Consider the following 24,056-nt stretch of genomic DNA (forward strand, 5'->3'; position numbering starts at 1 on the left):
CCGATGAGGTTTCTGGACGGGCATCGACCCGGGTACGACCTGACCTATAACGACGTGTTCATCATGCCGAACCGTTCCGACGTCGCGTCACGGTTCGACGTCGACCTGTCCACCGCCGACGGCTCGGGCACCACCATTCCGGTGGTGGTCGCCAACATGACCGCGGTAGCGGGGCGCCGGATGGCCGAGACCGTGGCCCGCCGCGGCGGCATCGTGATCCTGCCGCAGGATCTGCCCATCCCGGCGGTGCGGCAGACGGTGGAGTTCGTCAAGAGCCGTGACCTGGTGCTCGACACCCCGGTGACGCTGGCCCCCGACGATTCGGTGTCCGACGCCACCGCCCTGATCCACAAGCGGGCGCACGGCGTCGCGGTGGTGGTCTTCGAGGGCCGCCCGCTGGGGTTGGTGCGGGAATCGGCCTGCGTCGGCGTGGACCGCTTCACCCGGGTGCGCGATGTCGCGACGACGGACTTCGTGACCGCCCCGGCGGGCACCGACCCGCGCAAGATCTTCGACCTGCTCGAGCACGCCCCGATCGACGTCGCGGTGCTGACCGCAGCCGACGGCACGTTGGCGGGGGTGCTCACCCGCACCGGGGCCGTCCGCACCGGCATCTACACCCCGGCCACCGACGCCGCGGGCCGGCTGCGGGTCGGCGCGGCCGTCGGCATCACGGGTGAGGTGGCCGCCAGGGCGCAAGCCGTGGTCGAGGCCGGGGTGGACGTGCTGGTCATCGACACCGCGCACGGGCACCAGGTCAAGACGCTGGACGCGATCAAGGCCATCTCCTCGCTGGGCTTGGGCGTGCCGTTGGCGGCGGGGAATGTGGTGTCCGCACAGGGAACGCGGGATCTGCTCGAAGCCGGGGCGACCATCGTCAAGGTTGGCGTCGGGCCGGGCGCCATGTGCACCACCCGGATGATGACCGGCGTCGGCCGCCCGCAATTTTCCGCCGTACTCGAATGTGCAGCCGCCGCAAGGCAGCTCGGCGGGCACGTATGGGCCGACGGCGGGATCCGTCATCCGCGTGACGTGGCTCTGGCGCTGGTCGCCGGCGCGGCCAACGTGATGATCGGGTCGTGGTTCGCCGGCACCTACGAGTCCCCCGGCGACCTGATGCGTGACCGCGACGATCGGCCCTACAAGGAGAGCTACGGCATGGCGTCCAAGCGGGCGGTGGTCGCCCGCACCACCACCGACAGCCCGTTCGACCGCGCACGCAAGGCGTTGTTCGAGGAAGGCATTTCGACGTCGCGGATGGGGCTTGACCCCGACCGCGGGGGTGTCGAGGATCTCATCGACCACATCACCTCCGGCGTGCGCAGCACCTGCACCTATGTCGGGGCCTCGAATCTGGCGGAGCTGCACGAGCGGGCCGTGGTCGGCGTGCAGTCGCCGGCGGGCTTCGCCGAGGGCCATCCATTGCCGACGGGTTGGTGACGCCTCGCGGCGCTACCATATGAACTTCACAACCGCCGCGACGGGCTGCGCGGCATCGAGCGAAAGGGTTGACGTGCCGCAGGCACCCGTGGTGGCCGTGGGCTCCCGGGCCGGGCGGCCATCCCCGGCACCGGGTGCTCGGGCTCGGCCCAAGGTAGACCGACAGGCGACCCGCCGATGAACCATGTCGGCGTCGTGATCAGCGTGCTGGCCATTCTGGCGCTCACCGTGGGCACCGCGGTGTTCGTCGCGGCCGAGTTCTCGCTGACCGCGCTGGACCGCAGCACCGTCGAGGCAAACGCGCGCGCCGGGGGCAACCGGGATCGCTTCATCCGGCGCGCGCATCACAGGCTGTCGTTCCAGCTCTCGGGTGCCCAGATAGGCATCTCGATCACCACGCTGGCGACCGGCTATCTGACCGAACCGCTGGTGGCCCGAATTCCGCATTCGGCAATGACGGCGATCGGGATACCCGACCGGGTGGCCGACGGTATCCAGACGTTTCTGGTGCTGGTGATCGTCACATCGGTGTCGATGGTGTTCGGCGAGCTGGTGCCCAAATATCTTGCGGTGGCGCGCCCGTTGCGGATCGCCCGCGCGGTGGTGGTTCCGCAGCTGTCGTTTTCCCTGCTGTTCACCCCCGCCATCCGGTTGACCAACGGGGCGGCGAACTGGGTGGTGCGACGGCTGGGTATCGAGCCGGCGGAGCAGCTGCGGTCGGCGCGCTCACCGCAGGAATTGGTGTCGTTGGTGCGCAGCTCCGCACGCAGCGGCTCGCTGGATGACGCCACCGCGTCACTGATGCACCGCTCGCTGCGGTTCGGGACCTTGACGGCCGAGGAGCTGATGACGCCACGATCGAAGATCGTGGCGCTGCAGGTCGACGACACCATCGCCGACTTGGTTGCCGCGGCCGCCACGTCGGGGTTCTCCCGGTTCCCGGTGGTCCGGGGCGACCTCGACGAGACCGTCGGCATGGTGCACGTCAAGCAGGCGTTCGACGTCCCGCCCGCCGAGCGCGCCCAGACCACGCTGAGTACGGTCGCCAAGCCGGCGGCGGTGGTGCCGTCCACGTTGGACGGCGACGCGGTGTTGGCCCAGATCCGGGCCGATGCGCTGCACACCGCGATGGTTGTCGACGAATACGGCGGCACCGCGGGCATGGTCACCCTGGAGGATCTGGTCGAGGAGATCGTCGGCGACGTCCGCGACGAGCACGACGATGCCACTCCCGATGTGGTGGCCGCCGGCGGCGGATGGCGGGTCTCGGGCCTGCTGCGCATCGACGAGGTGGCCACCGCCACCGGCTATCGAGCCCCCGAGGGGCCATACGAGACGATCGGCGGGCTGGTGCTGCGGGAGCTCGGCCACATCCCGGTGGCCGGCGAAACGGTCCAGCTGCCCGCGTTGGACCCCGACGGCCTGCCCGACGATTCGGTGCGGTGGCAGGCCACGGTGGTCCGGATGGACGGCCGCCGGATCGACCTGCTCGAGCTGACGGAACGCGGCGGTCAACCCGACGGGTCTGCCGGGTCGGCCACCGGACGGAGCGACTGATGGGCGCCGTGCTGGCGGTGCTGCTGGCGATCCTGCTGATCGGCGCCAACGCGTTCTTCGTCGGAGCGGAGTTCGCGCTGATCTCGGCCCGCCGTGACCGTCTGGAAGCGTTGGCGGAGCAAGGCCGGGCCAGCGCGGTCACCGTGATCCGGGCCGGCGAGCGGCTTCCTTTGATGCTGGCCGGAGCGCAGCTGGGTGTCACCGTCGCCTCGATCCTGCTCGGCCGCATCGGCGAACCCGCCGTCGCGCATTTGCTGCAGGCTATTTTCGGGCTCACCGGCATACCTCCGGCTCTGCTGCACACGATGTCGTTCGTGGTCGCTCTGGCGATCGTGGTGACGCTGCATGTGCTGCTGGGTGAGATGGTGCCGAAGAACATCGCGCTGGCCGGCCCGGAGCGAACAGCGATGCTGTTGGTCCCCCCCTACCTGGCCTATGTGCGGGCCGCCCGGCCGTTCATCGTGTTGTACAACACGTGTGCCACCGCGATCCTGCGGTCACTCGGGGTGCAGCCCAAAGACGAACTCGACATCACGGTCTCCACGGTGCAACTGGGCGAGATGATCGCCGAATCGCTCTCCGAAGGCCTGCTGGATCGCGAAGAGCACACCCGGTTGACCCGGGCGCTGCGCATTCGCACCCGGGTGGTTGCCGATGTCGCGGTGCCCCTGGCCAACGTTCGGGCGGTGTCGGTGGCCGCGGCCGGCTCGGGGCCGACGGTCGGCGCGGTCGAGCGGGCCTTGGCCCGGACGGGCTACTCGCGGTTTCCGGTGGTGGATCGCGGCGGTGTTTTCCTCGGGTACCTGCACATCAAAGACGTGCTGGCGCTGGGTGATGATCCGCAAACCGTGATCGACCTGGGCGTTGTGCGCCCGTTGCCGCGGGTGCCCAAGTCGTTACCGCTGCCCGAAGCGCTGTCGCGGATGCGGCGCAGCAACAGCCATCTGGCGTTGGTGACCGCCGATGACGGTGCCGTGGTCGCCATGGTGGCGCTGGAAGACCTGGTGGCAGACCTGGTTGGCACCATGCGGGACGGCACGCATCCGTGACCGCCGTCGCTGACCTCGGTGTTGATCGCAGTCGCGGCATGAGGGCCGCCGCTGACCGTCGCGTCGAGCATGTTGGGGCAAACGCCGGATCTGGTGGCCCGCGGCCCATAGACTGGCCCTGCCCTGTTTGTGGTGGTCATGGCGGCAACGGCGCCCAGTGGTTCGGCCACGGCGGGGCTGGTGGGTCCGGCGGGCCCAGCGAGACCGATTCCGGCGGTACCGGCGGTAACGGCGGCACGGCCGCGCTGATCGGCGACGGCGGTGACGGCGGCACCGCCGGTGTCAGCGTGGCCGGCTTGCCCGGGACCGGCGGTAACGGCGGCAATGCCCGGTTGATCGGCGACGGCGGGGACGGCGGGCCGGGTGACTCCGCGGGACCCGGCGGCATCGGGGGCACCGGCGGGTCGCTGTTCGGTCAGAACGGGGCCAGCGGGGCGTAGTCCGCCGATCGCCCGGCGCCTATGATCTGACCGGCCTCAGCGATCGCTGTTGAACACCGCGCCAGCGTTGCCAGCGCGCGTTCGGGCACGGCGCCATGCGGCGGCGGGCCACCTTGTTGGCCTATTGTGACCTGCTGTTGCGGGTCGCCGGATGCGGTGGTCGTGCCGTGGGCCGGTAGTCTGAGCTAATTGCCAGTGAGGGAGGAAGTGATGACAGATCGCGTGTCGGTGGGCAACTTGCGCGTCGCACGGGTGCTCTACGACTTCGTGAACAACGAGGCCCTGCCTGGCACCGGGATCGAGCCGGACAGCTTCTGGGCGGGCGTCGACAAGGTCGTCACCGACCTCACCCCGCAGAACCGGGCCCTGCTGAACACCCGCGACGAGTTGCAGGCCCAGATCGACAAGTGGCACCGGCATCGGGTGATCGAGCCACTCGACATGCAGGCATATCGGCAGTTCCTCACCGACATCGGCTATCTGCTGCCGGAACCGGACGACTTCACCATCACCACCTCGGGGGTCGACGACGAGATCACCACAACCGCCGGCCCGCAGCTGGTGGTGCCGATCCTCAACGCGCGATTCGCGCTGAACGCGGCCAACGCGCGGTGGGGATCCCTCTACGACGCCCTGTACGGCACCGATGTCATCCCGGAAAGCGACGGCGCCGAAAAAGGCCGCGGCTACAACAAGGTTCGCGGCGACAAGGTCATCGCCTACGTGCGTGGATTCCTCGACAACAGCGTGCCGCTGGCGTCGGGCTCCTACGCCGAGGCCACCGGTTTCACGGTGCACGACGGGGCGCTGGTCGTGGCGCTGGCGGACGGGTCCACCGGGCTGGCCAACCCCGGTCAGTTCGCCGGCTACACCGGTGCGGCCGAATCACCGAGTTCGGTGCTCCTGGTCAACCACGGCTTGCACATCGAGATCCTGATCGACCCGCGGTCGCAGGTCGGTGCCACCGACCGCGCCGGAGTCAAGGACGTGATCCTGGAATCGGCGATCACCACGATCATGGACTTCGAGGACTCGGTGGCCGCGGTCGACGCCGATGACAAGGTGCTCGGCTACCGCAACTGGCTCGGCCTCAACAAGGGCAATCTGGCCGCGGAAGTGGACAAGGACGGCTCCTCGTTCATCCGGGTGCTCAACCAGGACCGCGGGTACACCGCGCCCGACGGCAGCCAGTTCATGCTGCCCGGGCGCAGCCTGTTGTTCGTTCGCAACGTCGGTCACCTGATGACCAACGACGCCATCGTCGACGCCGACGGCAACGAGGTGTTCGAAGGCATCATGGATGCCCTGTTCACCGGCCTGATCGCGATCCACGGCCTGAAAGCCAGTGATGCCAACGGGCCGCTGGTAAACAGCCGCACCGGTTCGATCTACATCGTCAAGCCCAAGATGCACGGGCCCGCAGAGGTGGCGTTCACCTGCGAGCTGTTCAGCCGGGTGGAAGACGTGCTGGGTCTGCCGCAGGGCACCCTGAAGGTCGGCATCATGGACGAGGAGCGGCGCACCACCCTCAACCTGAGGTCGTGTATCAAGGCCGCCGCCGACCGGGTGGTCTTCATCAACACCGGCTTCCTGGACCGCACCGGCGACGAGATCCACACCTCGATGGAGGCCGGCCCGATGGTGCGTAAGGGCACCATGAAGAGCCAGCCGTGGATCTTGGCCTACGAGGACAACAACGTCGACGCCGGCCTGGCCGCTGGGTTCATCGGCCGTGCCCAAATCGGCAAGGGTATGTGGACCATGACCGAGCTGATGGCCGACATGGTCGAGCAGAAGATCGCCCATCCCCGCGCCGGCGCCACCACCGCCTGGGTGCCCTCGCCCACCGCCGCCACGTTGCACGCGATGCACTACCACCAGGTCGACGTGGCCGCCGTGCAACGGGAGCTGATGGGCAAGAGGCGTGCCACCGTCGAACAGCTGTTGACCATTCCGCTGGCCAAGGAACTGGCCTGGGCGCCCGAGGAGATCCGCGAGGAGGTGGACAACAACTGCCAGTCCATCCTCGGCTACGTGGTGCGCTGGGTCGAGCAGGGCGTCGGCTGCTCGAAGGTGCCCGATATTCACAATGTGGCGCTCATGGAGGATCGCGCCACCCTGCGGATCTCCAGCCAGTTGCTGGCCAACTGGCTGCGGCACGGCGTGATCACGAGCGAGGACATCCGCGCCAGCCTGGAACGGATGGCGCCGCTGGTGGACCGGCAAAACGCCGGCGACCCGGCCTATCGCCCGATGGCGCCCAACTTCGACAACAGCATCGCCTTCCTGGCCGCGCAGGACCTGATCCTGTGCGGCGGGCAGCAGCCCAGCGGATACACCGAACCGATCCTGCACCGCCGTCGGCGCGAGTTTAAGGCCCGGACCGGTGACGATGCGGGCCGTTAGCGGCCCGCTGTGGGGGCACCTCCCGCTTGCGGGGGAGAGCCGGGCCCATTGGACTGCGCCGGTGACGATGCGGGCCGTTAGCGGCCCGCTGTGGGGGCACCTCCCGCTTGCGGGGGAGAGCCGGGCCCATTGGACTGCGCCGGTGACGATGCGGGCCGTTAGCGGCCCGCTGTGGGGGCACCTCCCCCTTGCGGGGGAGAGCCGGGCCCATCGGACTGCGCCGGTGCGTTGTTTGTCGACAAGCGAGCACCCGCGACTGAGAGGACCGCGCAATGGGTAGGCATAGCAAGCCCGACCCGGAGGACTCCGCCGACGACGCGTCGGGTGAACCCCTTATCGACCAGCGGTGGGTGCCGGGCTACCGGGCCGAAGACCGGCCGCGCGAGGGTGACCAGGAGGGTGTCGGCCACGACGGGGATTGGGCCGCGCCGTGGGCCGCTGCCAACGCTCCAGCCGGCTACCAGGGCGCGGACCGTGCGACTGACGAAACGCCGTCCACCGATGAACGGGCCGGCCACTTCTCGGGCGACGACCGCTATTTCGGTGAGGGCGGCAGCATCGGCGAGCACCCAGAGTTTCGGCCGGAAGGCCAGGGTTCGCCGCCGCTGTTCCGCGACGCCGGTCATCGCGGGTCCGACGGGTGGCAGGGTGGCCACCGCAGCACCGGGGGGCGGCGGGGAGTCAGCATCGGCGTCATCGTGGCCCTCGTCACGGTCGTTGTGGTGGTGGCCGGGGTGATCCTGTGGCGGTTCTTCGGCGACGCGTTGTCCCACCGCTCCCACCTTTCGGCCGCACGCTGCGTGGGAGGCAAGGATACGGTTGCCGTCATCGCCGACCCGTCGATCGCCGACCAGGTGACGGATCTGGCCGAGGGCTACAACGCATCCGCCGGTCCGATCGGTGACCGATGTGTCGCGGTGGCCGTCAAACCCGCAAGCTCGGACGCCGTCATCAGTGGATTCATCGGCAAATGGCCCGCAGAACTGGGCGGCCAGCCGGGAGTGTGGATTCCCGGCAGCTCGATTTCGGTGGCCCGACTCGCCGGCGCCGCGGGTCAGCAAACCATCAGCGACAGCCGTTCGTGGGTGGCCTCGCCGGTGCTGCTGGCCGTCCGGCCGGAACTCCAGCGGGCCCTGTCCAACCAGAACTGGGCGGCGTTACCCGGCCTGCAGACGAATCCTAATTCGTTGGCCGGGTTGGGCCTGCCGGCGTGGGGGTCGCTGCGGTTGTCGCTGCCGATCACCGGCAATGGCGACGCCTCGTTCTTGGCCGGCGAGGCGGTGGCGGCCGCGTCGGCGCCCGCTGGTGCGCCACCAACCGCGGGCAGCGGCGCGGTGCGCACCTTGATGGGCGGGCAACCCAAGCTCGCCGACGACTCGCTCACCGAGGCGATGAACGCGCTGCTCACACCGGGCGATGTGGCGGCAGCGCCGGTGCACGCGGTGATCACCACCGAGCAGCAGCTGTTCCAGCGCGGCCAAACGTTGCCAGACGCCAAGAGCGAGTTGGGATCCTGGCTGCCACCCGGGCCGGTGGCGGTGGCCGACTATCCCACGGTGCTGCTCAGCGGTTCTTGGCTGTCGTCCGAGCAGACCACGGCGGCCAGCGCGTTCGCCAGATACCTGCGCAAGCCCGAGCAACTCGCCAAGCTGGCCAAAGCGGGATTCCGGGTCAACGGCGTCAAGCCGCCGAGCAGCCCGGTCACCAGCTTTGCGGCGCTGCCCGCGGCGTTGTCGGTCGGTGACGACGGAATGCGCGCCACGCTGGCCGACACCATGGCCATACCGTCGAGCGGCGTGGCGGCGACCATCATGCTGGATCAATCCATGCCCACCGATGACGGCGGTAAAAGCCGGCTGGCCAACGTGATCACGGCGCTCGGCAACCGCATCAAGGCGCTGCCGCCCACCTCGGTGATCGGGCTGTGGACGTTCGACGGTCACGAGGGCCGAACCGAGGTCCCCGCCGGGCCGCTGGCCGACCAGGTCAACGGCCAGCCCCGCGCGGCGGCTCTGCTGGCCGCGCTGGACAAACAATATTCCTCCGGCGGCGGCGCGGTGTCGTTCACCACGCTGCGCATGATCTACCAGGAGGCATTGGCCAATTTCCGTGCCGGTCAACAGAATTCGGTGCTGGTCATCACCAGTGGTCCGCACACCGACCGGACCCTCGACGGTGCCGGGCTGGAGGAGTTCATTCGCACCAGCGCCGACCCCGCCAAACCGGTCGCGGTCAACGTCATCGACTTCGGCGACGACCCCGACCGGCCAACCTGGGAAGCAGTCGCCCGGCTCAGCGGCGGCAGCTACCAGAACCTGACGACGTCGGCCTCCCCCGACCTGGCTACCGCGATCAACATCTTCTTGAGCTGATCGCCCGACGGCCCGATGATCAGACGCTGCGGTTCGGATGCGGCCTGGTACACCATCCACGGCCCGCAGCCCCCTACCCGAGATTTCGCGGCATGCGGTATCAGACCCGCTATCACCGGTCGATGGAGTTGCGCAGGCCCGTGCGGATGCTCTTCGGGGGCAAGCCCTTCCAGCACATCGCCGCAGATAAGCGGCGCCGGAGACGTTTCGTTGCCAGCGGCTACGCCTGGGTCGATGCGGATGTGCGCGGGTCGGGCGCGTCGTACGGTGCCCGGGTGTGCGAATGGTCGCCGGACGAGATCCGTGACGGCGCCGAGATCGTCGACTGGATGTGCGCCAACCGTGGTGCAACGGCAAAGTCGGTGCAAGACGACCATGACCGCTCGCTGCGGGACGGGGCCGTCGCCGCGCATCGCGACGACTACGACGTTCACAAGCAGGCGGTGTCGCTGACGTTCCGTGACGACGCGGACCGTCGGAACCCCCGCCTCGAGCCGATCGGTGCGCCCATCGACGTGGGCAGCATCAACGTGATCAGCCCGCACAACTATTGGCGCGACATCGCGGCCTCGGGGGCGGCCATCTACAGCTACAGCGGCTGGTTCGACGTCGGGTATGCGCATTCGGCTTCCAGCCGGGGCACCGCATCCGTGTCGCCGTCGCCGGCGCCGACGCGAGCCACTTCACGATCCTCCCCGGCGGACCACCGACCGTGCGCGTCCACCGCAGCCGGCCGCATGCGTCCCGCGTCGACCTGCCCGTCGCGCGGCCTTAGCCGGGAGCGGCGGCCCTGCGGGTCAGCCGGACCCGGCGGCACCCCGCGGCAGCGGGCGGGCGTGAGCGCCGACCGCATTCGAGCCCTTCGTGAACGGGCCGCATGGACCCCGGCGCAACTCGCCCACGCCACCGGCATTGCGCAACCGCACCCGTCGGCCTACGAAAGCGGAGCACGGACGGTGACTCCGCAAGTCTTGGACAGGATCGAGGAGGCGACGCGGGTTCGCCGGATCGCCTTACCTAGGCGGCGGAGTTGAAGCGCTACATCGAGGAGATGCTGGGCTAACGTCGACGTCCACGCCACCGCGGTAATCGGCGGCGTTGAGCGCCCCACGGTGGCCGAGCTGGGCTATCCGATCAGCAGGGACAGCGCGGCGTCGGCGTAGGCCTTCGGATCCTCGACCTGCGGGTAGTGCCCCAACCCGGGTAGCTCAATGACGTGTGCGGAGGGACGCAGTTCCCGAAGCCCGGCGAGCACGGTCGTGGTGGCCACCGGATCGCGCAGGCCCCACACGAAGCCCAGCGGTTTGGGCCAATCGCGCACGGCGCCGTGCCAGCGGTGCGCATACCGCACCCGCTCGTCGAGGTAGCTGATGAGCAGGTGCGGTATGCGGTGGCCGTCGTTGTGGCACAACAGCTCCCACTGGGCTTGGGCCTCCTGCGCCGACAGCGGGTGCTCCGGTGAAAAAAGCCGGCCAAAACCTCGGGTGAAGCCCCCACGGCTGACCAGCCGGGCCGCGACCGGGCCCAGCGGGCCGCGCAGCACCCGCTGGATCGGCCGCAGGCTGGCCCGCTCCAGGATCACGCTGCCGTTGCTCAGCACCGCTCGTCGCAGCTCGAACGGCAGGCGGCCGTCCAGGTCACGGGCGAGCAGCTCGGTGGTCACCGACGTGCCCATGTCGTGCGCGAGCACGACGACCGGGCCGGTCACGGTTTCGGCGACCACCGTCTCCACCAGATCTGCCTGCTCCAGCAGGCTGTAGCGGTGCGGGCGCGGCTTGTCCGACAAGCCGAAGCCCAGGAAGTCCATCGTCAGCCAGGCCTGGCCGGCCAGGTGCGGAACCACCGCCCGGAAATCGAACGAGCTGGACGGATAGCCATGCAGCAGCAGGACGGTCGGCGTGTCGCCACGCCCCGAGCGGACGAACACCTGTCCGGCCGCCGTCTGCAACCAGCGGCCGCCGTCACGCCACTCTCGGACATTCGGTGTTGTCACACCTCGGGCATACCATCGTGAGCGTTCTCAAAGGAGGGTAATGAGCATCGATTTCACACCGGATCCGGCGCTGTATCCGTTCGCGTCACGCTGGTTCGGCGGCTCACGCGGCCGCATGCATTACGTCGACGAGGGAGAGGGTCCGCCGATCCTGTTGTGCCACGGCAATCCGACGTGGAGCTTCCTGTATCGCGACATCATCGTCGCGCTGCGGGACCGGTTCCGCTGCATCGCCCCCGACTATCTCGGCTTCGGGCTGTCGGAGCGTCCCGACGGTTTCGGGTACACGATCGACGAGCACGCGCGCGTGGTCGGCGAGTTCGTCGACCACCTCGGCCTGGACGGCTACCTGACGATGGGTCAGGACTGGGGCGGGCCGATCGGCATGGCGGTCGCGGTCGAGCGGGCCGATCGGGTGCGCGGCATCGTGTTGGGCAACACCTGGTTCTGGCCGGCGGACACGCTGGCGATGAAGGCCTTCAGCAGGATCATGTCCAGCCCACCGCTGCAGCACGCGATTGTGCACCGCAATTTCTTTGTGGAGCGGTTGATTCCGGCGGGAACCGAGCGACGGCCGAGCGAGGCGGTGATGGCGCACTACCGGGCGGTGCAGCCGGACGCCAAGGCACGGCTGGGGGTAGCCCAGATGCCCAAGCAGATCCTGGCCGCTCGCCCCCTGCTGGAGCGGCTCGCCCGCGACGTTCCGGCGAAGCTGGGCGCCAAGCCCACCCTGCTGGTGTGGGGCATGAAGGATCTCGCGTTTAGGCCGGGCCCGACGCTTCCGCGGATGCGCGAGACCTTTCCCGATCACGTCCTCGTCGAGTTACCCCGGGCCAAACACTTCATCCAGGAGGACGCGCCGGACGCGATTGCGGCGGCGATCATCGAGCGCTTCGGCTGACGTTGACCCGCTCAGGCGAACGCCTCCACCGGCGGACACGAGCAGACCAGGTTACGGTCCCCGTAGGCTCCGTCGATGCGACGCACCGCGGGCCAGACCTTGGGGCGAAACGCGGTGCCCAGCGGGAAGGCGGCCTCCTCCCGGGTGTACGGGTGATTCCAGTCCGACACCAGCAGGCACTCGGCGGTGTGTGGTGCGCCGCGCAGCGGATTGTCGTCAACAGGCCAGATGCCGGCACCCACCTTGTCGATCTCGGCGCGGATCCCGATCATCGCCTCACAGAAGGCGTCGACCTCGGCCAGGCTCTCACTCTCGGTGGGTTCCACCATCAGCGTGCCGGCCACCGGAAAGCTCATGGTGGGTGCGTGGAATCCGTAGTCCGCCAACCGTTTCGCGACATCGTCGACGGTGACGCCGGTGGATTTGGTGATGCCGCGCAGGTCCAGGATGCACTCGTGGGCGACCATGCCGTTCTCGCCGGTGTACAGCACCGGGTAGTACTCGTCGAGACGGCGGGCGATGTAGTTGGCGGAGGCGATCGCGGCCAGTGATGCCGCTCTCAGCCCCTCGGCGCCCATCATCCGGATGTACGCCCAGGTGATCGGCAGGATCGACGCCGACCCGTAGGGCGCCGAGGACACCGGATGCCCCTGCGGCCGGGGGCACCCCCGGGTTGCGGGCGACTCCGGGGCGAACGGGTGACCGGGCAGAAACGGGGCCAGATGCGAGCGCACCGCCACCGGTCCGACCCCCGGGCCGCCGCCACCGTGCGGGATGCAGAACGTCTTGTGCAGGTTCAGGTGGCTGACGTCGCCGCCGAACTTGCCCGGCCGGGCCAGGCCCACCAGAGCGTTGAGGTTGGCGCCGTCGACGTAGACCTGTCCGCCGGCGTCGTGCACCGCCGCGCACATATCGGCGATGTCGTGCTCGTACACGCCGTGGGTGGACGGGTAGGTGATCATCAACACCGCCAGCCGGTCGGCGTGTTCGGCGACCTTGGCGCGCAGATCGTCGAGGTCGACGTCGCCAGCCCGACTAGGCTCGTCGTGGCAACGGACCACCACCACCCGCATCCCGGCCAACGCCGCCGACGCGGCGTTGGTGCCGTGCGCGCTGGACGGGATCAGACAGACGTCGCGGTGCGGCTCTCCCCGGCTGGCGTGGTACTCGTGGATCGCCAGCAGGCCGGCGTACTCCCCCTGCGAGCCCGCGTTGGGCTGCAGCGAGACCGCCTCGTAGCCGGTGATGTGCACCAGCCAGCTCTCCAGGTCGGCGATCAGCTTGCGCAGCCCCGGGGTGTCGGCCGCCGGCGCAAACGGATGCTGACGCCCGAATTCCGGCCAGGTGATGGACGCCATCTCGGCGGCGGCGTTGAGTTTCATGGTGCATGAGCCAAGCGGAATCATGCTGCGGTCCAAGGCGATATCCTTGTCGGCCAGCGCCCGCAGGTAGCGCATCATCGACGTCTCGGTGCGGTACCGGGTGAACGCGGGATGCGTCAGGAACTCCGATGTGCGCGTCTCGATATCGGTGCCAACAGCCTTGCCGGCCCGCCCGGTGGCCGCCACACCGAATGCTTGCAGAACGATCGCCACGTGGGCGTCGGTGGTGGCCTCGTCGCAGGCCACCGACACGTGGTCGGCGTCGACCCGCCACAGGTTGACGCCGTGGGCCTTAGCGGCGGCCAGCACCTCGTCGGCACGACCGGGCACCCGGGCCAACACCGTGTCGAAGTACGTGTCGTGCACCAACGCATCGCCCAGCGCGGCGGCAATGGTATCGGCGTGGGAATGCACCCGACGCGCGATGGCGATCAACCCGTCGGCGCCGTGATAACTGGCATACATCGCGGCCATCACCGCCAATAGCACCTGCGCGGTGCAGATGTTGCTGGTCGCCTTGTCGCGGCGGATGTGCTGCTCGCGGGTCTGCAACGCCAGCCGGTACGCCGGGGTGCCGTCGCTGTCCACGGACACCCCGACCAGCCGTCCCGGCAACTGCCGGGCATGGTTGGCGCGCACCGCCAGGTAGCCGGCGTGCGGGCCGCCGAATCCCATTGGCACACCAAATCGTTGGGTCGTCCCGAACGCGACGTCGGCCCCGATTTCACCGGGCGGTGTGATCAGCGTCAGCGCCAACAGGTCGGCGCCGATGGCGACCAACGCGCCGCGCTGGTGGGCCTGCTCCACCACAGCGGTCCAGTCGGTGATCCGGCCGCTGGCCCCGGGCAGCTGGGTGATGACGCCGAAGAAATCGCCGTCGGGCAGGCCATCCCGCAGGTCGGCGGTGACGATCTCGATGCCGAGCGGCTTGGCGCGGGTGGCCAGCACCGCGGCGGTCTGGGTGAACACGTCGACGTCGACGGCCAGCCGGTGGGCCGGGCCGCGGGCCGCGCGGTGCATCAGTGCCATGGCTTCGGCGGCCGCGGTGCCCTCGTCGAGCATCGACGCGTTGGCGATCTCCAGGCCGGTGAGATCGGTGACCAGGGTCTGGAAGTTCAGCAAGGCTTCCAGCCGGCCCTGGCTGATCTCGGGCTGATACGGCGTGTAGGCGGTGTACCAGGCGGGGTTCTCCAGGATGTTGCGCACCAGCACCGGCGGCGTGAACGTGTCGTAGTAGCCCTGCCCGATCATCGACACCGCGACGGTGTTGCTGTCGGCCAGCTCCCGCAGCTCGGCGAGCACCTCGGCTTCGGTGGCCGGCGGCGGCAGCCGGTCCAGACCCGGGGCGACACCGGCGTCGGTGAGGGTATCGAGGATGCCCGTCGGGACCGCCTTCGCTGCCAGCTCGTCGAGCGAGTTCACCCCGATCACCGCGAGCATGGTTGCGACGGCCTGAGCGTCCAGGCCGATGTGCCGGTCTGCGAACGTCGAAGGGGACACGGTGAACTCCTGACAGAAGCAGAGGTCTGGCGGCCCTCTCCCTCTGTCTTCACCTGTCGCCAGGCGCCTGAGAGATTCGGCGACCTGTTCCACCGGGTCGCCTTTCCCCATCGGCGGGTGGGGACCGCCACCGGTCGCCACCGCTTTCCAGAGGCATCATGGTCTCGCGCGGTCCGGGTGCCTGAGAGGTTGACGGAGAGGTGTTGCTCCTTCGGCGTCCGTAGCTGGCGGCCACAGAACTCTCCCGCGTGAGGTGCGATGCGTGCCCCAGTTTACTCGGCCGGCTAACCGATCTTGCGGTCACGCTGCTTGCGCCGGCTCGCCAGTTCGTCTTCCGGGGCGGCAATCGACTCGCCGCCGTCGGCGCGCTCCCCGCGGAACTCGGCGATGACACCGGTCAGCTCGCGCATCGCGCCAGACACGGCGATGCCGAACACCCCCTGCCCACCCTGCAAGAGGTCGACGACTTCCTCGGCCGACGTGCACTCGTATACCGTGGTGCCGTCGGAGAACAGGGTGATGTTGGCCAGATCCTGGACGCCGCGCTGGCGCAGATGGTCGACGGCAACCCGGATGTTGTGCAGCGAGATGCCGGTGTCCAGCAGCCGCTTGACGATCTTGAGAACCAGGATGTCCTTGAACGAGTACAGCCGCTGGCTGCCAGAGCCGGCCGCGCTGCGGATCGACGGGACCACCAGCGACGTGCGTGCCCAGTAGTCCAACTGGCGGTAGGTGATGCCGGCGATTTGGCACGCACTCGGCCCGCGGTAGCCGACCAGCTCGTCGGGCACGGAATCGTCGGGAAACAGTCCCGGCTGCACGTGTTCGCCGGGTGCGGGGCCGCCGGTAACGCTGCCGCCGACGCTGCCATCGGCGGTCGTGGCGGCCGCGTGGTCGGCAAGGTCTAGCTGTTCTTGACGTGGCCGCTCGCCCACGGTGCTTCCTCTCGCCGATCGCGCTCTTGTCACTAGCTGCTGCACTAGCGTGCGTCACTGGCTGCTCAACAGCCGCGTTTGCTCAGGTCCGAGTGCTATGGAGCATACGCCGTTTCACACCGACCGTACCCCCGGTACTTACCAAGTCATCACTAGAGTATGAGGGTTCCCAGCCCTCGTGGGCGCTATCCGTGAGGCGTGTCGAGATCGCAATGTGTGAGATGAGACGCACCCGTGACGTTGACGAGCGCCCTCACAGCCCGCCGTGCCGGCGCGCATCGTCGACGAGCTACGAGCTAGGTGGCTTTGAAGTCGTCGGGTGACACGCTGTCGAGAAACTCCTTGAACTTCTCCACCTCGTCCTCGCGAACACCGCCGCCGGCCTCCTCGTCGCTTTCGTCGGGGATCAACAGACCGGCCTGGGCGAGCACGGCCTCCTCGACGTAGATGGGAACGCCGACCCTGAGCGCGATCGCCACCGAGTCGGAGGGCCGGGCCGACACCTTGATATTGCGGTCGAAGATCAAATCCGCGTAGAACGTGCCTTCCTGCAAGTCGACGATGCGCACTTCCTTGAGCGAATGCCCAAGTGCAGCAATGACATCCCTGATCAGATCGTGCGTCAGCGGACGCGGTGGTTCGACGCCCTGCTGCTCCAGCGCGATGGCGGCCGCCTCCGACTGGCCGATCCAGATCGGCAGGTAACGGTCACCGTTGGCCTCGCGCAAGAGCAGCACCGGCTGGTTGTGCGGCTGCTCGACGCGAATGCCGACAACACGAACTTCGCCCATTTGTGTCTGCCCTCCGCATGTGGCGCGTGTCCAGCTCCCGCTCGGCGCGACGACGCGGTGAACGCCGTAGCGGTCACCATGCCGCCGAAAACCAAGCCGTCGAACGAAGTCTAGTCCTCAGCGGTGCAGAAGGTCGCGAACGGCCGACTTGAGCAACGAAGTGTGCAATGTGATGGCCAGCGCGGCGACCTCGCGGGCCAGATCGTCGGCGCGGTCACGGGCGCCGGCCTTGTCGGCCTTGACCACTGGGCCGGCGATTTGCGCGATCAAGTCAGACTGGCGATCGGCGGCGGAGCGGAAGGCGCGCAGGTGCCTCGGTTCCACCCCGTATTCGGACAGCGCCCGGGCGCATCGCAGGATCACGACCGCGTGCTCGTCGAAGAACCCGCCCGGCCCGGTGGTGATCACTCCCCCTTTGAGCAGGGCCGTCAGCAGATCGTCGTCCACTCCGGAGCGTTCCAGCAGGTCTTCCCTGCCGAGCCGCAGACGGGTGGCCGACACCGCCGCGTCCTCTGCGCCACGGCCGGTCCCGGTGCCTGCTACCGACACCAATCGCGGTACGCCGTAAGGAGATCCGAACGGCGGCAACTCACCGTCGGGCTGGGCGTCCAGCTGCGCCCTGATCACCTTCAGCGGCAGGTAATGGTCCCGCTGAGCGGTGAGGATGAAGCGCAGGCGGGCGCAGTCGTACGCGGTGAACCTGCGGTATCCCGATGCGGTGCGCTGCGGCGTCACCAGCCCCTCGGCCTCCAGGAAACGAATCTTGGAGATGGTGACATCGGGAAAATCCGGCCGCAGCAGTTCCAGGACCGCCCCGATCGACATCCCGGCCAGCGTGGGGCTATCGGGTGCGCTCACTGGCGTCCGGTGCCCCCGTCGTTGCCACCCTGTCGGGGCCCGGTCAGGAAGACCAAGCGGAACTTGCCGATCTGGACCTCGTCGCCGTTTGCCAACACGGCCGAGTCCACCGGCTCGCGGTTGACGTAGGTGCCGTTGAGGCTTCCGACGTCGACCACGCTGAACTCGTTGTTTTCCAGCCGGAATTCGGCGTGGCGTCGGCTCACGGTCACGTCGTCGAGGAAGATGTCGCTGTCGGGATGCCGTCCGGCAGACGTCACGGGCTGGTCGAGCAGGAACCGAGACCCCGCGTTGGGCCCCCGTTTGACCACCAGCAACGCCGAGCCTGCCGGGAGTCCTTCGACCCCGGATACCGCGCTCTCGACACCCGCCTGTGCTGGGGCGTCCAGTTCGCTGAGGAAGTCGGCGCGGAAGACGGAGGTCGTCTCCACGGTGACTTCGTCCGAAGTCTGGTCCCTGTCTCTGTCCGCGTCCATGTCCGTCACCCGCTGCTCCTCACTGGCCGCTGTGGCGCTGTCTGACCGGTTTGCTCGGCCGGTCTCCCACTCGGATCTTTTGGTCCTGTCCGTTCAACGTGCGTTACCGATGCTGATGTCTCGACCGTACCCCGCGTGGATCGACAATGTGCCTGCCACTGCAGGATCGTAAGCCTGATGCCCCGGCTTCTCCTAGGTCATTGACTGGCCCGCGCTGGTGGCGCGCGCATGTCGGACCTTAGCAATGGTCATTCGGTCAGCCTGGCACGGTAGGCCTCGGCGTCGAGCAGCAGCGCAAGCGCGGATTCCAGGCCGCCGACAGCGGAGCTTTCGACCTGGATATCGAGCAGCCAGCCGGCACCGTACGGGTCGGAATTCACCAGTTGCGGACTGCCTTCCAGATCGCCGTTGACCGCGGACACCGTGCCCGAAACCGGCGCATACAGATCCGACACCGACTTGGTCGATTCCACCTCGCCGAAGGCTTCGCCCGCGGTCACCTCGGTGCCCACGGCCGGCAACTGGACGAAGACGACGTCGCCCAGCGCCGACTGCGCGTAGTCAGTGATCCCGACCCGCACGGTGTCCTGCGCACTGCGGCGAATCCACTCGTGTTCGGCGGTGTAGTGCAGATCGGTCGGGATATCGCTCACGGTGATCCTGTTCTGGTCGCTGGTGCTCACTTGACGGGCTGAGCGTATTGGTGTGGTTTTGGTTGCCGCAAGGTGGTCACGTCCACGCGGTCGACCTGCTGCACCGATATCCGCGCCCCGACGCGTTTCACACTGTCTTCGGCGCCGCCGGGGATGTTCATGGCCGCGGCCAGCGTCGGCGGATCGCCAATGGCCAGAATCGAATACGGCGGGGACAGGACTTTGGTGTCGATGGTCAGCGAGCCCGGGGTGCCGACCACCCAGGTGTCGACGCCGACCCGTACCGACTGACGCCCATCGCTGATCTCGATCGCCTCGGCGCCGGCGGCGCGCAACTCGTTGATCACGTCGAGCAGCGCTTCGGGTGCCACACCCGGCCCGGGGTCGTCGATCTTGACGGTGACACCGGGCCCGGTGGCACCCACCACGCCCGCGAGGATGGCCAGCGCGGCCAACTTTGTCTGCGCGCTTTCGATGGCGGCTTGGTCGGTGTTGCCCGAGGCCTGCAACGCGTTCAGGGTGTTTTGCAGTTCGGCCACTTCGGTGCTCAACGTGGCCTCGCGCTGCCGCAACGAATCCAACAGCACCAACAGGTCTGCGGGGCGGGCCGTTTCGAGAGAGTCACCGGATTCGGTCTGGCGCACCTGGGTGGCAATCGCGACCCCCAACACCAGGCACAGCAGGATCGCCAGCGCCCCGAACACCAGGCGCGTGCGACCACCCCACAGCATTGCCGACGCCCCGGTGCGGCGCAGGCGCCCGATCCGCGGACGCGGTTGGTGGGCGGGCAGTTCGTGCCGGCCGCGCCGTGCGGCCTGGGCGTCGGGTTCGGCTGCGGCGCGCTGGTGCTGCGTTGCCGCGGGATCCTGGCTCATGTGGCCCTCATCGCGCTCATGGCGCCGCTCTCCCCCGCACGCGGGTGGTGCCCCCACTGCATCGTCGCCGGCGGGGTCATGCGCCGAACAGCCGACGCCGCAGCGCGGCGGTGTTGCCGAAGATTCGGATGCCCAACACCACGATGATCGCGGTGGATAACTGGGTGCCCACGCCCAGTTGGTCGCCGACGTAAACGATCAGGGCGGCCACCAGGACATTGAAGACGAACGAAACCACGAAGACCTTCGGGTCAAAGATCCGCTCCAGGTAGGCGCGCAGCCCGCCGAACACCGCGTCCAGCGCGGCGACCACCGCGATGGGCAGATAGGGCTGGATCACCTCGGGCACACCGGGGTGCAACACCAGCCCCAGCACGATGCCAACGGCCAGCGCCGCGATGCCGATCATGCTGCTCGGATTCCCGTTCGGACGTCGCTCACTAGGACCCAATCTGCTTGGCGAACTTGACATCCCGGCTGGCGCCGGCAGGCAGCGCCAGGCGGTCGCTGACGTTGACGCTGACGCCCACACCGTAGGAGAGCTCGAGCAACCTCAGGCGGCGCAGGCCGGGACTGCGTTCGAAGACATCGTGCACGGTGTGCGGGGGGCCCACCGCAAGAATCGTGTACGGGCTGCTGGTGGGATTGTTGTCCACCAGGATCGCACCGCCGGCTTGCCGGATGGTCACGTTGGGCCCGATGCGGGCGCCGTCGACGGAGATCGCCTCTGCCCCGCTGGCCCACAACGAATTGACGACGAGCTGCAGGTCGCGGTCCAAGATGATTTGCTGGCTGCCGCGTACCCGCTGTTTGGACGCGTCGGAAAGGTTGGGGCCGGAGCCGGGCTCGGTCACGGTGACCGTCACACCGGGACCGATGACCGGTGTGCTGGCCGCCGCGAGGCTCAGCGCGTCCAGACGGGCCAGCAGCCGCCGTCCCTCGGCGTCGTCGGCGAGCGCGAGTCGCTGCACCTCGTCGACTCGTGCCGCGAGCACGGCGCGCCGTTGGGCCAACGTGGCGGCGGCGGATTGGGTGGCACGCACGCTCGTCGCCAGCAGCTGCTGTGCGGCGCGCACGCCGGGGGCCACCGAGCGGGCTTGTGCGACCGCGGCGGCAAACACCGCGGCGACCAACAACGCCGCCAACGCCTGCCACAGCCCGTCGACCAGGCGGGCTCGGCGGGACCGCGGTGCGCCCGAGCGGACACGTTCGGCGGCCGCCGCGGCGTAACCGGGATCCAGATGCTCGGACAACAGCGCGCGTAGCAGGGACGGCACCGGAATGCGTGGCGGCCGGGACGCATGGGCGCTGTAGCCGGCGTTTGGGTCATAGCCGCCGAGCAGTCGGTCGGAGTCAGCCATGCTCACCGTCACCTCGGGCATTTCGGGCGACCAGGTGATGGACCCAGCTTTTGATCCTTGGCAGTCGGCGAACCACCATCGTCATCTGCACCACGTACAGCGCGAACGCCCACAGGTAGGCATACATGCCCCAGACCAGAAACGCCCAACCACAGGCCTTGAGCACTCGGCTCCACACCGTGTCCCACTGTCCCAGCAGCAGCACGGGAAAGCCGGCCATCAGCGCGAAAGTCGCGGCCTTGCCGAGGTAGGTCACCGGCAGCGCCGATATTCCGCGGCTCCACAGCAACGGCAGCGTCACCGCCAATGCCGCATCGCGTGCCAGCAGCATGACGACGAACCACCACGGCACGATCCCGCTCAGCCCCAACACGATGGGAACGGTGATCATGTAGAGCCGATCGACGGCCGGATCCAGCAGCACACCCAACCGCGACGACTGGTTCAGCAGCCGGGCGATCTTGCCGTCCGCCCAATCGGAGACGCCGCTGAACACCAAGATCGTCACCGCCCAACCGTTGAGGTGTGCCACCAGCATGAGGTAGACGAACACGGGGATGAGCGCGAGGCGGACGACGCTCAGCACGTTGGGTACCGTCAGCACGCGATTCTGTATGAGCACCGGCCCCATGAGCGGTGACCTTAGCCGCCGACGTTGTCGCAACTGTAACGCCATGACGATTTTCCGACGCCTCGGTTGGCCGCGGCGCGCCTCAGCGGAACACGCCGGGCAGGCTCAGCGTCAACAACGTGTCGTCGGACAACGGGTTGTCGTTGACCATGTAGGTCCACGTCGACGTCGGCCGGGCCAGCTTGGACAGGTCCAGCCCCGGCTCCTGCTCATCGACGTCGGCCGTTTCGAACGTCTGTTGAGCCGCCTCGATCGCGTCCGCGGCCAGCGACGCGAACGCGTCCACGGCCAACCGGTGGAACTCGTCGAGCGGATTCTGCCGACCCAGCGCCCGCAGGTGGATGCTCTCGCGGATGTCGGCTAGGTACGCCAGATGATCGGCCCAGCCGCGGTCCAGGTGATACAGCATGATCAACCGGCAGATCCTTTCGAGCCGCCGCTCCGACAGCTCCGCGGACAGCTGTGCGTACCGCTCGGGGGCCAGCTCGGCGAGCTCCTCACGCGCGGTTGCGGTGCGCAGCAACGTGTTTCGCCTCTCGACGATGATGGCGCGCTGCTGCGCGATCAGCTGGTTGTACCGCCAGGTGTTGGCGTGCACGTCCAACATCCGGCCCTCGGCGACCCGCTGCGCATGGTCGAGCAGTCCGGCCGCCTTGGGACTGACGATGCGGCCGTCCTCGTCGGTCTGCATCGGCAGTTTGTTGGAATCCAGGTTGGCGGTGACCACGTCGTCTTCCCAACTGGAGAAAAACACCGACGACCCCGGATCGCCCTGGCGCCCGGCTCGGCCGCGCAACTGGTTGTCCAGCCGCTCGGTGTAATGCCGACCGGTGCCGACCACATGCAGCCCGCCCAATTCGGCGACCCGGTCGTGGTCGGCCTCGTCGGATCCGCCCAGCCGGATGTCGGTGCCGCGGCCGGCCATCTGGGTCGACACCGTCACCGCACCGAACTTGCCGGCCTCGGCGATCACCCGGGCTTCCTCGGCATCGTTTTTCGCATTGAGCACGACGGCGGGGATGCCGCGACGCAGCAGCCGCTCGTGCAGCTCCTCGGATTCGGCGACGTCGCGGGTGCCGACCAGCACCGGTTGCCCGGTCTGGTGTACCTCGGCGATATGCGCGACGATCGCGTCGTTCTTGGCCGCGGCCGTGATGTAGACCCGGTCGGACTCGTCCTCGCGGATATTCGGGGTGTTCGGCGGTATCGGTGAGACACCAAGTTGGTAGAACTGGCGCAGCTGCTCACCGGCGGCCAGCGCGGTGCCCGTCATGCCGCACACCGTTGCGTAGCGGTTGATCAGCGCCTGCACCGTGATGGTGTCGAGCACTTCACCGGTCTCCGTGGTCTCGATGCCTTCCTTGGCCTCGACGGCGGCTTGCAGGCCGTCCGGCCAGCGCTGCAGCTGGGCGATGCGGCCGCGCGAGGCGTTGATCAGGTGCACCGCGTCGTCGCGGACGATGTAGTGCACGTCGCGCTGCAACAACACGTGCGCGTGCAGCGCGACGTTGACCTCGGTCAGGGTGGTGCCGACGTGCTCCTCGGAGTACAGGTCGATGCCGCCGAGCGCCTTTTCGACCTGGCGCGCACCCGCCTCGGTCAGGTGGACGTTGCGGTTGTCGGCGTCGGTGGCAAAGTACTCCTCGGCGTTCTGGTCGGCGACCAGGTCACCGACCAGCTTGATGATCTCCAGCCGCGGCGTCTCCCGGTGCGTGGTGCCGGCCAGCACCAGCGGTACCAGCGCCTCGTCGACCAGCACGGAGTCGGCTTCGTCGACCAGCGCGACATCCGGGTTGGGCGAAACGAGGTCCTCGACATCGGTCACCAGCTGGTCGCGCAGCACGTCGAAACCGATTTCGTTGACCGAGGCGTAGGTGATGTCGCGGTCATACGCCGCCCGGCGGTCTTCGGCCGTCGAGTCCGCGGTGATCCACCCGACCGTCAGGCCCAACGCCTCCAGCAACGGACCCATCCACTGCGCGTCGCGGCGGGCCAGGTAGTCGTTGATGGTGACGACGTGCACGTGCCGGCCCGCCAGCGCATAGCCGGCGGCGGCGATCGCCCCGGCCAGGGTCTTGCCCTCACCGGTGGCCATCTCGATCACGTCACCGGCAAGCATGCGCAGGGCGCCGAGCAACTGCACGTCGAACGGACGTAACCCGGTGGTGCGCTCGGACGCTTCCCGGGCGATCGCGAGGAACTGCGGGATGTCGGCGGATTCCGCGAGATCGTCCAGGTTGAGCAGCCCTGCCGCCTTGCGGAGTTTCTCGTCGGTGAGCTCGGCGGCTTCCGTGTCGTACTCCGCTGAGGCGGTCACCAGGGCGAGCGAACGGTTTCGGTTCTTTTCCGTGCTGGCGCCCAGCAGCCGCCAGAATCGGCCGCTCAGCCGGCCCGGTAGCGCGTGAGTGTTCTTGGACACAGACCAACGGTACGCGA

19 protein-coding genes, 2 pseudogenes and 2 riboswitches are annotated in these 24,056 nt (G+C 68.4%); of the genes and pseudogenes, 9 read left to right on the plus strand and 12 right to left on the minus strand.

The genetic code is table 11. From position 1 onward, the window contains the following. Positions 1-3: 3 nt before the first annotated feature. The 8 genes and pseudogenes from G6N20_RS06710 (at position 4) to G6N20_RS06745 (ending at position 10,298) form a co-directional block, all read left to right on the plus strand. The gene (locus tag G6N20_RS06710) at positions 4-1,440 is read left to right on the plus strand and encodes a GuaB1 family IMP dehydrogenase-related protein (protein WP_083051043.1); all 1,437 of its coding nucleotides are present in this window, start codon (positions 4-6) and stop codon (positions 1,438-1,440) included. A gap of 177 nt (positions 1,441-1,617) precedes the next feature. Further along, on the plus strand, positions 1,618-2,997 hold the full coding sequence (locus G6N20_RS06715; protein ID WP_083051040.1) for a hemolysin family protein: 1,380 nt from the start codon (positions 1,618-1,620) through the stop codon (positions 2,995-2,997). Continuing rightward, positions 2,997-4,046 (plus strand): hemolysin family protein, encoded by a 1,050-nt coding sequence (locus G6N20_RS06720; protein WP_083051037.1) that lies wholly within the window; start codon positions 2,997-2,999, stop codon positions 4,044-4,046. Before G6N20_RS06715 ends, G6N20_RS06720 begins: the two co-directional genes overlap by 1 nt. 80 nt (positions 4,047-4,126) lie before the next feature. After that, positions 4,127-4,486 (plus strand): annotated as a pseudogene (locus G6N20_RS06725) (PE family protein); the annotation flags it as partial. Between the two features lie 210 nt (positions 4,487-4,696). Continuing rightward, positions 4,697-6,892, plus strand: a complete 2,196-nt coding sequence (locus G6N20_RS06730; RefSeq protein ID WP_083051034.1) for a malate synthase G — start codon at positions 4,697-4,699, stop codon at positions 6,890-6,892. A gap of 272 nt (positions 6,893-7,164) precedes the next feature. Continuing rightward, positions 7,165-9,264: a substrate-binding domain-containing protein gene (locus G6N20_RS06735; RefSeq protein WP_083051031.1), complete on the plus strand. Its 2,100-nt coding sequence runs from the start codon at positions 7,165-7,167 to the stop codon at positions 9,262-9,264. A gap of 15 nt (positions 9,265-9,279) precedes the next feature. After that, positions 9,280-9,902, plus strand: a pseudogene (locus G6N20_RS06740) (CocE/NonD family hydrolase); the annotation flags it as partial. A gap of 99 nt (positions 9,903-10,001) precedes the next feature. Then, on the plus strand, positions 10,002-10,298 hold the full coding sequence (locus G6N20_RS06745) for a helix-turn-helix domain-containing protein (protein WP_083051058.1): 297 nt from the start codon (positions 10,002-10,004) through the stop codon (positions 10,296-10,298). Between the two features lie 92 nt (positions 10,299-10,390). Here G6N20_RS06745 and G6N20_RS06750 read toward each other — a convergent pair whose 3' ends face one another. Next, positions 10,391-11,257 (minus strand): alpha/beta fold hydrolase, encoded by an 867-nt coding sequence (locus G6N20_RS06750; protein WP_142272159.1) that lies wholly within the window; start codon positions 11,255-11,257, stop codon positions 10,391-10,393. Positions 11,258-11,297: 40 nt separating this feature from the next. Between G6N20_RS06750 and G6N20_RS06755 the strand changes: the two genes are divergently transcribed. Then, complete coding sequence (locus G6N20_RS06755) at positions 11,298-12,158, plus strand: haloalkane dehalogenase (protein WP_083051029.1); 861 nt, start codon at positions 11,298-11,300, stop codon at positions 12,156-12,158. A gap of 11 nt (positions 12,159-12,169) precedes the next feature. Here the strand turns inward: G6N20_RS06755 and gcvP are convergent, their stop codons facing one another. From gcvP to secA2, 11 genes are all read right to left on the minus strand, one after another. Continuing rightward, positions 12,170-15,040, minus strand: coding sequence for an aminomethyl-transferring glycine dehydrogenase (gcvP, locus tag G6N20_RS06760; RefSeq protein WP_083051026.1), 2,871 nt, complete (start codon positions 15,038-15,040; stop codon positions 12,170-12,172). Positions 15,041-15,073: 33 nt separating this feature from the next. Beyond that, positions 15,074-15,199: riboswitch (glycine riboswitch) on the minus strand. Then, a riboswitch (glycine riboswitch) is annotated at positions 15,200-15,297 on the minus strand. A 27-nt stretch (positions 15,298-15,324) separates the two neighbouring features. Continuing rightward, positions 15,325-15,975: a MerR family transcriptional regulator gene (locus G6N20_RS06765; protein ID WP_083051024.1), complete on the minus strand. Its 651-nt coding sequence runs from the start codon at positions 15,973-15,975 to the stop codon at positions 15,325-15,327. A 296-nt stretch (positions 15,976-16,271) separates the two neighbouring features. Further along, positions 16,272-16,766: a bifunctional nuclease family protein gene (locus tag G6N20_RS06770; protein WP_083051021.1), complete on the minus strand. Its 495-nt coding sequence runs from the start codon at positions 16,764-16,766 to the stop codon at positions 16,272-16,274. A gap of 117 nt (positions 16,767-16,883) precedes the next feature. Further along, a complete protein-coding gene (gene ftsR, locus G6N20_RS06775) occupies positions 16,884-17,624 on the minus strand; it encodes a transcriptional regulator FtsR (RefSeq protein WP_083051019.1) in 741 nt (246 codons plus the stop codon). Next, a complete protein-coding gene (gene garA / locus G6N20_RS06780; protein WP_276003721.1) occupies positions 17,621-18,100 on the minus strand; it encodes a glycogen accumulation regulator GarA in 480 nt (159 codons plus the stop codon). Before garA ends, ftsR begins: the two co-directional genes overlap by 4 nt. A 248-nt stretch (positions 18,101-18,348) precedes the next feature. Next, positions 18,349-18,753, minus strand: a complete 405-nt coding sequence (gcvH, locus tag G6N20_RS06785; protein ID WP_083051052.1) for a glycine cleavage system protein GcvH — start codon at positions 18,751-18,753, stop codon at positions 18,349-18,351. A gap of 26 nt (positions 18,754-18,779) precedes the next feature. Then, entirely contained in the window at positions 18,780-19,628 is an 849-nt protein-coding gene (locus G6N20_RS06790) for a DUF881 domain-containing protein (protein WP_083051013.1), read from the minus strand. A gap of 76 nt (positions 19,629-19,704) precedes the next feature. Continuing rightward, entirely contained in the window at positions 19,705-20,037 is a 333-nt protein-coding gene (locus tag G6N20_RS06795; protein WP_083051010.1) for a small basic family protein, read from the minus strand. Between the two features lie 31 nt (positions 20,038-20,068). Next, positions 20,069-20,989 carry a DUF881 domain-containing protein gene (locus G6N20_RS06800; protein WP_083051007.1) on the minus strand — a complete coding sequence of 307 codons (921 nt, stop codon included), beginning with the start codon at positions 20,987-20,989 and terminating at the stop codon, positions 20,069-20,071. After that, positions 20,982-21,620 carry a CDP-alcohol phosphatidyltransferase family protein gene (locus G6N20_RS06805; RefSeq protein ID WP_083051005.1) on the minus strand — a complete coding sequence of 213 codons (639 nt, stop codon included), beginning with the start codon at positions 21,618-21,620 and terminating at the stop codon, positions 20,982-20,984. Before G6N20_RS06805 ends, G6N20_RS06800 begins: the two co-directional genes overlap by 8 nt. An 82-nt stretch (positions 21,621-21,702) precedes the next feature. Further along, entirely contained in the window at positions 21,703-24,039 is a 2,337-nt protein-coding gene (gene secA2, locus G6N20_RS06810; RefSeq protein ID WP_083051002.1) for an accessory Sec system translocase SecA2, read from the minus strand. Positions 24,040-24,056 lie beyond the last annotated feature (17 nt).

This window comes from Mycobacterium shinjukuense (assembly GCF_010730055.1).
Classification (GTDB): domain Bacteria; phylum Actinomycetota; class Actinomycetes; order Mycobacteriales; family Mycobacteriaceae; genus Mycobacterium; species Mycobacterium shinjukuense.

Excerpts from the sequence above, each read along its gene's own strand:
- G6N20_RS06710 (WP_083051043.1), top strand. The coding sequence starts at position 4 with ATGAGGTTTCTGGACGGGCATCGACCCGGGTACGACCTGACCTATAAC.
- G6N20_RS06715 (WP_083051040.1), top strand. The coding sequence starts at position 1,618 with ATGAACCATGTCGGCGTCGTGATCAGCGTGCTGGCCATTCTGGCGCTC.
- G6N20_RS06720 (WP_083051037.1), top strand. The coding sequence starts at position 2,997 with ATGGGCGCCGTGCTGGCGGTGCTGCTGGCGATCCTGCTGATCGGCGCC.
- G6N20_RS06730 (WP_083051034.1), top strand. The coding sequence starts at position 4,697 with ATGACAGATCGCGTGTCGGTGGGCAACTTGCGCGTCGCACGGGTGCTC.
- G6N20_RS06735 (WP_083051031.1), top strand. The coding sequence starts at position 7,165 with ATGGGTAGGCATAGCAAGCCCGACCCGGAGGACTCCGCCGACGACGCG.
- G6N20_RS06745 (WP_083051058.1), top strand. The coding sequence starts at position 10,002 with ATGCGTCCCGCGTCGACCTGCCCGTCGCGCGGCCTTAGCCGGGAGCGG.
- G6N20_RS06755 (WP_083051029.1), top strand. The coding sequence starts at position 11,298 with ATGAGCATCGATTTCACACCGGATCCGGCGCTGTATCCGTTCGCGTCA.
- G6N20_RS06770 (WP_083051021.1), bottom strand. The coding sequence starts at position 16,766 with ATGGGCGAAGTTCGTGTTGTCGGCATTCGCGTCGAGCAGCCGCACAAC.
- garA (WP_276003721.1), bottom strand. The coding sequence starts at position 18,100 with ATGGACGCGGACAGAGACAGGGACCAGACTTCGGACGAAGTCACCGTG.
- G6N20_RS06790 (WP_083051013.1), bottom strand. The coding sequence starts at position 19,628 with ATGAGCCAGGATCCCGCGGCAACGCAGCACCAGCGCGCCGCAGCCGAA.
- G6N20_RS06795 (WP_083051010.1), bottom strand. The coding sequence starts at position 20,037 with ATGATCGGCATCGCGGCGCTGGCCGTTGGCATCGTGCTGGGGCTGGTG.
- G6N20_RS06800 (WP_083051007.1), bottom strand. The coding sequence starts at position 20,989 with ATGGCTGACTCCGACCGACTGCTCGGCGGCTATGACCCAAACGCCGGC.
- G6N20_RS06805 (WP_083051005.1), bottom strand. The coding sequence starts at position 21,620 with ATGGGGCCGGTGCTCATACAGAATCGCGTGCTGACGGTACCCAACGTG.